The sequence below is a fragment of the Dietzia sp. SYD-A1 genome, from assembly GCF_015356725.1.
In the GTDB taxonomy this organism is placed as follows: Bacteria; Actinomycetota; Actinomycetes; order Mycobacteriales; family Mycobacteriaceae; genus Dietzia.
In genome coordinates, this window is the sequence record NZ_JADDKI010000041.1 from 1 (window position 1) to 9,145 (window position 9,145).

11 protein-coding genes are annotated in these 9,145 nt (G+C 70.8%); 1 reads left to right on the forward strand and 10 read right to left on the reverse strand.

Annotated features, from left to right (window positions below; genetic code table 11):
* The 7 genes from IY392_RS02305 to dapE all read right to left on the reverse strand — a co-directional run.
* Window positions 1-1,174, reverse strand: a 1,174-nt coding sequence (locus tag IY392_RS02305) for a M17 family metallopeptidase (protein ID WP_194860407.1), incomplete at its 3' end; no start/stop codon positions are given.
* Between the two features lie 79 nt (window positions 1,175-1,253).
* Window positions 1,254-1,421 carry a DUF3117 domain-containing protein gene (locus IY392_RS02310; protein ID WP_081615186.1) on the reverse strand — a complete coding sequence of 56 codons (168 nt, stop codon included), beginning with the start codon at window positions 1,419-1,421 and terminating at the stop codon, window positions 1,254-1,256.
* Between the two features lie 90 nt (window positions 1,422-1,511).
* A complete protein-coding gene (locus IY392_RS02315; RefSeq protein ID WP_107756753.1) occupies window positions 1,512-1,862 on the reverse strand; it encodes a DivIVA domain-containing protein in 351 nt (116 codons plus the stop codon).
* Window positions 1,863-1,944: 82 nt separating this feature from the next.
* Window positions 1,945-2,844, reverse strand: a complete 900-nt coding sequence (folP, locus tag IY392_RS02320; protein WP_194860408.1) for a dihydropteroate synthase — start codon at window positions 2,842-2,844, stop codon at window positions 1,945-1,947.
* Window positions 2,841-3,398, reverse strand: coding sequence for a TIGR00730 family Rossman fold protein (locus IY392_RS02325; RefSeq protein WP_107756755.1), 558 nt, complete (start codon window positions 3,396-3,398; stop codon window positions 2,841-2,843). The genes folP and IY392_RS02325 overlap by 4 nt, the downstream gene beginning before the upstream one ends.
* Complete coding sequence (locus IY392_RS02330; protein ID WP_107758131.1) at window positions 3,395-4,195, reverse strand: TIGR00730 family Rossman fold protein; 801 nt, start codon at window positions 4,193-4,195, stop codon at window positions 3,395-3,397. The genes IY392_RS02325 and IY392_RS02330 overlap by 4 nt, the downstream gene beginning before the upstream one ends.
* 99 nt (window positions 4,196-4,294) lie before the next feature.
* Window positions 4,295-5,464 (reverse strand): succinyl-diaminopimelate desuccinylase, encoded by a 1,170-nt coding sequence (gene dapE / locus IY392_RS02335; RefSeq protein ID WP_194860409.1) that lies wholly within the window; start codon window positions 5,462-5,464, stop codon window positions 4,295-4,297.
* Between the two features lie 60 nt (window positions 5,465-5,524).
* Here dapE and dapD point away from each other — a divergent pair, with 60 nt between their 5' ends.
* On the forward strand, window positions 5,525-6,493 hold the full coding sequence (gene dapD, locus IY392_RS02340; RefSeq protein WP_107756757.1) for a 2,3,4,5-tetrahydropyridine-2,6-dicarboxylate N-succinyltransferase: 969 nt from the start codon (window positions 5,525-5,527) through the stop codon (window positions 6,491-6,493).
* Window positions 6,494-6,557: 64 nt separating this feature from the next.
* On the opposite strand, the gene dapC is transcribed toward dapD, so the two are convergent.
* The 3 genes from dapC to cofH form a co-directional block, all read right to left on the reverse strand.
* A complete protein-coding gene (gene dapC / locus IY392_RS02345) occupies window positions 6,558-7,667 on the reverse strand; it encodes a succinyldiaminopimelate transaminase (protein WP_194860410.1) in 1,110 nt (369 codons plus the stop codon).
* 8 nt (window positions 7,668-7,675) lie between these two features.
* The gene (gene fdxA / locus IY392_RS02350; RefSeq protein WP_107758132.1) at window positions 7,676-7,999 is read right to left on the reverse strand and encodes a ferredoxin; all 324 of its coding nucleotides are present in this window, start codon (window positions 7,997-7,999) and stop codon (window positions 7,676-7,678) included.
* Between the two features lie 85 nt (window positions 8,000-8,084).
* Window positions 8,085-9,145 (reverse strand): 5-amino-6-(D-ribitylamino)uracil--L-tyrosine 4-hydroxyphenyl transferase CofH (gene cofH, locus IY392_RS02355; protein ID WP_194860411.1); only part of this gene is annotated, 1,061 nt, incomplete at its 5' end.

The window sequence follows — 9,145 nt, forward strand, 5'->3', positions numbered from 1 at the left end:
CCGACACGCGGTCCGCGAGATCGTCGTCGTTCGCCATCACCGCACCCGTCCGCATCCCGAGCGCCACCTTCATCGCCCCGGTCAGGGTGGCCACGTCCACGACCAGGTCCGGATCGCATTCCGCGATCCCGTGCACCAACGCATCGGCCAGCACCATCCGGCCCTCCGCGTCCGTGTTGGTGACCTCCGACGTCGTACCCCCCACGTGCGTGACCACGTCCCCGGGGCGGTACGCGGCACCGGAGATCATGTTCTCGGCCGAGGGCACCACGACGGTCACGTCGAGATCGGCGTACCCGTCACTCGCGTCGGCGCAGTAGGAGGCCGCCGCCGCCACGACCGCGGCCGACCCCGCCATGTCCGTGCGCATGAGATGCATCCCGTCCGCCGGCTTGACCGAGATCCCACCGGTGTCGAACGTGATGCCCTTTCCCACCAGCAGCACGCGCGTACCGGGGCCGGGTCGGCGCGCCACCAGGACCCGGGGCGACGCGGCGGACCCGCCGCCGACCGCGAGGACACCCCCGAATCCGCCCTCGACGAGCTGGTCACCCTCGAGCACCCGGGTACGCATCCCTGCCCCGGACAGCACGTCGGCCATCCGCGCCACGAGCCATGCAGGGGTCTTGAGGTCGGCGGGAGCGCCCGCGAGATCGCGGGCCAGGGCGGTCGCCCGTGCGGCGTCCTCGGCGGCCGCCACAGCGGCGCGGACGGCCTCCTCGTCGTCGTCCTCCGTCCCCCTCGACACCCGCACCACCAGGGCTGGTGGCACCGGCGTCGGATCGGCGGCGAAGACATCCTGCCCACGGGCGCCCAAGAGATATCCCAACACCAGATCCCCCAGCCGGTCGACGGGTACGACCCCGGGGACGGCGACCGTGACCTGCTCGATCCTGCCCGTGTCGCGCAAGTGCCTCGCCACGGCCGCCCCCGCGCGGCGGTAGCCGATCCCGACATCCACCGTCCCCGCCCAGCCGGGGCGGGGGGACGACGCGTCGATCTCCACCTCCACCACCGGACGGCCGTCGACCACGCTCGTCCGCGCCTCAGCCGGGCGACCACGGAGGGATCCGTCCGTCGTCGCGGGTCGGGTGGCCAGGGGCCATCCCTCGACGGCCTCGGATCCGCCGACCACCCGGACGGTGGGCAGTGGACGTGAGGGGATCTCGGGCATCGGGTTCACCTTCCGTAGAACCGACTCGACGCACCCGCCACGTGGGTCGGGTGCGTCGAGTCGACAGAGCAGAGGACGATCAGGAGATGGCCTGGGTCAGCTCCTCGCCGAGCGACCTCGCCTCGTCGGGGGTCAACTCCACGACGAGGCGTCCGCCACCCTCGAGAGGGACGCGCATGACGATCCCGCGGCCCTCCTTGGCCGCTTCCATCGGTCCGTCACCGGTCCTGGGCTTCATAGCCGCCATCGGGTCGATTCCCTTCGTCCTTGGCAGTGGGCCGCGTCCGGTGAGGACGACCACGCCCACGTGCGGTGTTGCTGAATGGATGCTGCGATTCTAGCGCGTCACACCGGGCCCGGACGCGGGAGCGCGTTCTGGGCCCGCGGCGTCCGAGTGCTGTGGGCCGTTTCCCGCGCCGTCGAGGCGCGCGCGGAGGCGGTCGATCTCCGCGGCCGCCTCCTCCAGTGCCCAGTCGACCTCCGACATCGTGTACCCGCGTGCGGACATCCCGAACCGGACCGATCGCAGATCGTCTCCACGGAGCGGGCCCTCCGGCAGCGAGGTGACGGTGTGGCCCCGCGCCACGGCCGGCAGTGGCTCGGAGCGGCCGAAGACCACGACCGACAGGGCGAAAAGCGCTGCGGCGACGATCAGGGTGAGCACCACGTAGACGACGACGGTGAGCATGCGGGCGAATCCCCCTCTGGTCCGGGCCGGTCCCCCAGTCTCGCACAACCGCCGCGGCGTCGGCGGCGGTGACCAGGCCGGGTCAGGCGAGGCCCCGGACCGTTCGCGCAGGTGGGCGGGTCCCCGAGATGGAGGCCACCATCTCCACCGCCCTACGGGTCGCGAGCACGTCGTGGGTGCGGAACACGCGGGCACCCATCATCGCCGCGACGGCGGTCGCGGCCAGAGTGCCCTCGGCCCTGTCGTCGATACCCGCGTCCAGGGTCTCGCCGATGAAATCCTTGTTGCTCAGAGCCATGAGGACGGGGTGGCCCAGGGCGACGATCTCGTCCAGTCGCCGCAGCAGTTCCAACCCGTGGAAGGTGTTCTTCCCGAAATCGTGGGTGGGGTCGATCAGGATCCCGTCTGCCGGGACGCCCGCGGCGATCGCCCGCTCGGTGGCGGCCGACAGTTCCGAGACCACGTCGAGGACCACATCGCGATAACCGACCCGGAAGGGACGGGTCCGCGGGATCGCGCCGCCGGTATGGGAACACACGAACCCCGCCCCCACCTCACCGGCTGCGGCCAGGACCTCGGGATCGTGTCCGGCCCACGTGTCGTTGACCAGATCGGCACCGGCGGCGAGGGCCTTCCTGGCGACCGACCCACGCCAGGTGTCGACGGAGAGCACGGCGTCGGGGTACCTGTCCCGCACCGTCTCGACGAAGGGGACGACCCGACGCACCTCCTCACGGGCGTCGACGAGCTCACCTGGCCCCGCCTTGACCCCACCGATGTCGAGGATGTCCGCGCCGTCCGCCACGCACCGATCGACCCGCTCCATCGCCGCCGCGTCGGTGAAGTTCGCTCCACGGTCGTAGAAGGAGTCGGGGGTGCGATTGACGATCGCCATCACCAGGGGCCGGTCGACGGGTACCGGGTGCCCGCAGAGCGTGGGCTTCCAATTCGAGGGTGAGGGGGCCGAGGTCGGCGCGGTCATCGACGCCCTCCGCAGGCGTCGAGGGCTGCCTCCACCTCATCGCGGACCACGAGGTGGTCGAACGCCTGAGGCGAGACCAGTCCCGACTCGACGAGGCCCCCGACCCAGTCCAGCAACGGCCGGTAGAAGCCGATCGGGTCGTACAGCACCACCGGCTTGTGGTGGAAACCGAGCGACGCGGACGTCCACATCTCGAACATCTCCTCCATCGTCCCGATCCCCCCGGGCAGGGTGAGGAACGCGTCGGAGCGCTCCTCCATCTCGCGCTTGCGCTCCCGCATGGTGGTCACCACCACCAACTCGTCCGCGGCGGTGTCGGCCACCTCCCGCACTCGCAGCCCTTCAGGGATGACACCGACGGTTCTGGCTCCGCCGTCCCGCGCCGCCTCCGCGACCGCACCCATCATCGACACGTGACCTCCACCAGAGACCAGGGACCACCCGCGGCGGGCGATAGCCGCACCCACTTCGGTGGCGATCCCCAGCAGCTCGGGGTCGTACGACGAGGAGGCGCAGTAGACGCAGACCCTGCGCCCGGGCACAGGGGCCCTCATCGTTCGACTCCCCGGTGCTCCTCGCCGAAGAGGTCTTCCCGCTGCTCTGCGGTCAGCGCGGCCTGATGGTGCGCCCGGCGGATGTACTGGACGGCCTCGTCGACGGAATCCGTGACCAGGAACAGATCGAGATCGGACGCCGAGACCATGCCCTGCTCGACGAGGGTGCCCCGGATCCATTCCACCAGAGGTGCCCAGAAGTCGACGCCCAGCAGCACGATTGGGAACCGGGTGATCTTGTCCGTCTGGACCAGGGTGATCGCTTCGAAGAACTCGTCGAGGGTGCCGAAACCGCCCGGGGTGCACACGAAGGCCTGCGTGTACTTGACGAACATCGTCTTGCGGACGAAGAAGTAGCGAAAGTGCAGGCCGAGGTCGACCCAGCGGTTGATTCCCTGCTCCATGGGCAGCTCGATCCCCAGACCGACGGACTCGCCGTTCGCCTCCCAGGCGCCCTTGTTCGCCGCCTCCATCTGACCGGGTCCACCACCGGTCACGACGGCATACCCCGCCTCGGCGAGGGCACGACCCAGTTCCACCGCCTGCTCGTAGGCGGGATCGCCCGGGCGCGTCCGTGCCGAACCGAAGACACTCACCGCGTCGGAGAGCTCCGCGAGTGCGCCGAACCCGTTGACGAACTCGCTCTGGATGCGCAGGACCCGCCACGGGTCGGTGTGCAACCAGTCGGTGTCCTGATTCTTGTCCAGCAGCCGCTGGTCCGTGGTCGTGCGATCGCCGCCCCTGTCCCGTCGCAGGAGGAGCGGGCCGCGCAGGTGTACCGGATCGTTCTGTGCCATCAGGGTCACATCTCCTACAGTGGTCGGCCCGGGTTCGGAGGCCCGGATCGTGTCGGCTCCGGGCTCGTGTCGGCTCCGGGGTTCAGTCGGCTCCGGGGTTCAGTCCGATGCGGTGAGGTAGGCGCGGAGCATCCCGGTCACCGCGGTGATCTGGGTGGCCGGGCAGTGTTCCTCCCGGGTGTGTGCCAGCCCGGGATCGCCCGGACCGAGGTTGACCGCGGGAATGCCCAGAGCTGCGAACCGTGAGACGTCGGTCCACCCGTACTTCGCCCGCACCCGCCCACCCGCCGCACGCACGAGGTCGGCCGCCGCCGGGGCCGCGAGACCCGGCAGGGCCCCGGGGGACATGTCGGTCAGTTCCCAGTACTCACCGGGCTCGCTCGGCGGATCCTCGCCCGTCGGGATGCGCCCGGACCGGGTCAGCCCGAGCGCCTCGAGAGCGTGCGTGAGCGCCGCATCGGGGTCCCGGTCCGGGGCGAACCGGAAGTTGACGTCGAGCCATGCCTCGTCCGGAACGGTGTTGCCGGCCACGCCTGCGGACATCCGCACGGCCTGCAGCCCCTCCCTGTACACGCATCCGTCGATGTCCACCGAGCGCGGCTCGTACGACTCGAGCGCCGCCAACAGTGGGGCTAGTCGGTGCACGGCGTTGTCGCCCAACCAGCTCCGCGCCGAGTGGGCCCGGGTGCCGCGGGTGTGGATCCGTAGACGGCAGGTCCCCTGACAGCCCGCCTCGATCTGGCCACCGGTGGGCTCACCGAGAATCGCCACGTCCCCACGGAGCCAGTCCAGGTGGCTCCGTTCGAGGAACCCCAGGCCGTTGGCGGTGGCCTCGATCTCCTCGCAGTCGTAGAGGACGAGGGTGAGATCGTGCGCGAGCGCGGCGGAGTCCGCGAGGGTCGCGAACAGGTGGAGGAACACCGCGTCCCCGGACTTCATGTCGACCGCCCCGCACCCGTGCAGGACCAGATCGTCGCCCTCTCCGGTGATCGTGGACGGCACGTTGTCCGCCACCGGGACGGTGTCGAGATGACCCGCGAGCACCACGCGCGTGGGCAGGCCCCTGGTGGTCCGGGCCAGGATGCGGTCGCCGTCACGGATCAGTTCGGTCTGCCCGGCGGCCGGTCCGGTGAACCCGGCGACCACCTTCTCGAGCGCGGTGTGGACGGCGCCGGCGATCACCGCTTCCGCCCGGGAGGGGCTGGGGATGTCGACGAGCGCACGGGCGAGGTCGACCGGGTCTGCGGTCAGATCGAGGGCGGCGGTCACGGCGTCCACCTTAGATGCCCGTCACCGTTGTGCGCCGGGGCCGACCGCTAGCATCGGGGTATGAGTGCACACGGAGCCGTAGCCACCGGAATCGCCACCCTGACGTCCGATCACACCGTTCTCGACGTGTGGTATCCCGCACCGGAGCTCGGTGCGGCCTCCGAGGGGGGCCACCGGATCCTCTCGGGCGACGAGGTCCCCGCCGAGCTCGCCCCCCTGACAGGACCCGATGCCGACCGAGGTGTCGAGCGGGTCGCGGTCCGCGTGGAGATCGGCGACCTCACGCAGGCCCCGACCGACGCGTACGACGCGTACCTCCGGCTCCACCTGATCAGCCATCGCCTCATCAAGCCCCACTACGCGAACATGGACGGCCTCTTCGGGACCCTGAGCAACGTGGTGTGGACCAACTTCGGCCCCTGTGCGGTCCCGGGCTTCGAGCTCGTCCGCGCCAAGCTCCGCGCCCGCGGACCGGTCACGGTGTTCGGCATCGACAAGTTCCCGCGCATGGTGGACTACGTGGTCCCGTCCGGGGTGCGGATCGCCGACGCCGACCGCGTCCGGCTGGGAGCCCACCTGGCGGAGGGGACGACCGTCATGCACGAGGGCTTCGTCAACTTCAACGCCGGCACCCTCGGGCCGTCGATGGTCGAGGGCCGCATCTCGGCCGGGGTCGTGGTCGGCGCCGACTCCGACGTCGGCGGTGGCGCGTCGATCATGGGGACGCTCTCCGGCGGCGGCAAGGAGACCATCTCGATAGGCGAACGGTGCCTGCTGGGAGCCAACTCCGGGATAGGGATCTCCCTCGGTGACGACTGCGTGGTCGAGGCCGGGCTCTACGTCACCGCCGGCACGAAGGTGGACGTCCGGGCGGGCGCCTGGGCCGACCGCGAGCCCGTCAAGGCCGGTCGGCTCTCCGGGATGGACAACCTGCTCTTCCGTCGCAACTCCGTCTCCGGCGCGGTCGAGGCCGTGCCGTGGAAGAAGGAGGGCGTGGAACTCAACGACGCGCTCCACGCCAACGACTGACTCGCGGGCGGACATCCGCGTCCGGTATCCCACATCGGCGGGCGCCGGCCGGGTCTCGGTGACCTCAGGCCAGCCGGCGTACCGCCTCGGCCACCGTGGCGTCGGTGGCCGTGAGGGCGATGCGGACGTGCCGGGCACCCGCGGAGCCGTAGAATTCACCGGGCGCCACGAGCAGGCCGCGCCGGGCGAACCAGTCCACCGTCTCGCGACAGGGCTCGTCCCGCGTCGCCCAGAGGTACAGCCCGGCCTGCGAGTGATCCACCCGGAATCCGGCGGCCTCCACGGCCGGGAGCAGGAGCTCGCGCCGGGCCCGGTAGCGCTCGCGCTGCTCGGCCTCGTGCGCGTCATCTCGAAGCGCCGCGGTCATGGCGTTCTGGACGGGCAGGGGCATCATCAGGCCGGCATGTTTGCGGACCGCCAGCAGCTCCGCCACGAGCGACGGATCCCCCGCCACGAAGCCCGCGCGATACGAGGCGAGATTCGAGGTCTTGGACAGCGAGTGCAGGGCCAGCAGGCCGGAGTGATCGCCGTCGCAGACACGCGGGTCCAGGATCGACGGCGCCTCCCCCTCCCACACCAACCCGAGGTAACACTCGTCCGAGGCCACGATCACCCCGCGTTCGCGGGCCCACTCGACCACCTTGCGCAGGTGGTCCACGCCGAGCACCCGGCCGCTGGGGTTCGCCGGCGAGTTGAGGTAGAGCAGGGTGGGCGACGACGGGCCGAGCTGGGTCAGCGAGTCGGCACGCACGACCGCCGCCCCCGCGAGCAGGGCGCCGACCTCATACGTCGGATAGGCCACCTCCGGTACGACGACCGTGTGCCCCGGACCGAGTCCGAGTTGTGTGGGCAGCCCCGCGATGAGTTCCTTGGTGCCGATGGCGGGCAGTACCGAGCCGGCGTCCAGCCCGGTGACACCGTAGCGCCTGGCGAGGGCGTCGGCGGCAGCCGTCCGCAACTCCGGTGTCCCGACGGTGGTCGGGTACCCCGGTTCGTCGGATCCGGCATCGAGCGCCTCGCGGATCACCGGGGCGACCGGATCGACCGGGGTGCCCACGGTGAGGTCGACCAGGCCGTCGGGGTGCGCCGAGGCGAGGGTCCTCGCCTCGGCGAGGGTGTCCCACGGGAACACGGGGAGTGCGCGCGCGGGAGGACGGCGCTCCGGGCGCGACACGACCGAGGTCACTCCTGGTTCATGGGGGGCAGCGCCTTGATGAACGGGTGGTCGTAGTCGATCTTGCCCACCTTGGCCGCGCCACCCGGCGATCCCAGCTCCACGAAGAAGTCGACGTTCGCGGTGTTGTACTCGGACCACTCCTCCGGGGTGTCGTCCTCGTAGAAAATGGCCTCCACCGGGCACACGGGTTCACACGCGCCGCAGTCGACACACTCGTCGGGATGGATGTACAGCATCCGTCCACCCTCGTAGATGCAGTCGACCGGACACTCCTCGACGCAGGACTTGTCCATCACGTCGACGCACGGCTCTGCGATCGTGTAGGTCACGTCGGCCACCTTCCTCATAGCGGTATGGCCTGCATCGTATGTCACACCCCGCGCGCGCGACCACGCCGCCCCGAAGCCGGTCGCGCTATGTGACGACGGTCACGGGGATCTGGGTGGGAGCCGGGCCGTAGACGGTGTCCCTGCGCCGCACGGGCCGTCCGATACCGGTGGCGATCTCCGCGATCTCCTCCGGGGTCTTGGCCGACCCGTTCTCCGCCCCGGCCATCCGGGAGATCGTCTCCTCCATGAGGGTGCCGCCGAGGTCGTTGGCGCCCGCGCGCAACATGGTGCGAGTGCCCGCGACCCCGAGCTTGACCCAGCTGGTCTGGACGTTGTCGACGGCGCCGTGCAACATGATCCGGGCCAGCGCGTGGACCGCGACGTTCTCGTGGCGAGTCGGGCCCGGTCGGGACGCGCCCGCCAGGTAGAGCGGGGCGCTGCGGTGCACGAAAGGCAGGGGGACGAACTCGGTGAACCCGCCGGTCCGGTCCTGGATCCCCCTCAGCGTGCGCAGGTGCGCCACCCAGTGCCGCGGCGTGTCCACGTGGCCGTACATCATGGTGGAACTCGATCGCAGGCCCACCTCGTGTGCGGTGGTGACGATGTCGATCCATTCGGAGGCCGGGAGTTTGCCCTTCGTCAGCACCCAGCGGACCTCGTCATCGAGGATCTCCGCCGCCGTCCCCGGGATGGTGTCCAGACCGGCCGCCCGCAACTCGGTGAGCCACTCCCTGACCCCCACCCCGGACCGGGCCGCCCCGTTCGAGATCTCCATCGGGCTGAACGCGTGGACGTGCATGGACGGCACCCGCTCCTTGACCGCGCGGACGAGGTCGGCGTACCCGGTGACCGGCAGGTCCGGGTCGATCCCGCCCTGCATGCAGACCTCGGACGCCCCGGCGACGTACGCCTCGTACGCGCGGTCGGCCACCTCGGCGGCCGAGAGCGAGAACGCGTCCGCGTCCCCCTTGCGCTGGGCGAACGCACAGAACCGGCACCCCGTGTAGCAGATGTTGGAGAAGTTGATGTTCCGGTTGACGACGTAGGTCACCGTCTCCCCCACCACGTCCGCGCGGATCCGGTCGGCGAGTCCGGCCACGGCGGCCAGCCCGTCCCCCGTGGCCGTGGCCAGGGCGAGGTACTGGT

What these genes read in the sequence shown, in the direction of transcription:
- IY392_RS02325 (WP_107756755.1), bottom strand. Translation starts at nt 3,398, where the DNA reads ATGAGGGCCCCTGTGCCCGGGCGCAGGGTCTGCGTCTACTGCGCCTCC.
- IY392_RS02310 (WP_081615186.1), bottom strand. Translation starts at nt 1,421, where the DNA reads ATGGCGGCTATGAAGCCCAGGACCGGTGACGGACCGATGGAAGCGGCC.
- folP (WP_194860408.1), bottom strand. Translation starts at nt 2,844, where the DNA reads ATGACCGCGCCGACCTCGGCCCCCTCACCCTCGAATTGGAAGCCCACG.
- dapD (WP_107756757.1), top strand. Translation starts at nt 5,525, where the DNA reads ATGAGTGCACACGGAGCCGTAGCCACCGGAATCGCCACCCTGACGTCC.
- IY392_RS02330 (WP_107758131.1), bottom strand. Translation starts at nt 4,195, where the DNA reads ATGGCACAGAACGATCCGGTACACCTGCGCGGCCCGCTCCTCCTGCGA.
- IY392_RS02315 (WP_107756753.1), bottom strand. Translation starts at nt 1,862, where the DNA reads ATGCTCACCGTCGTCGTCTACGTGGTGCTCACCCTGATCGTCGCCGCA.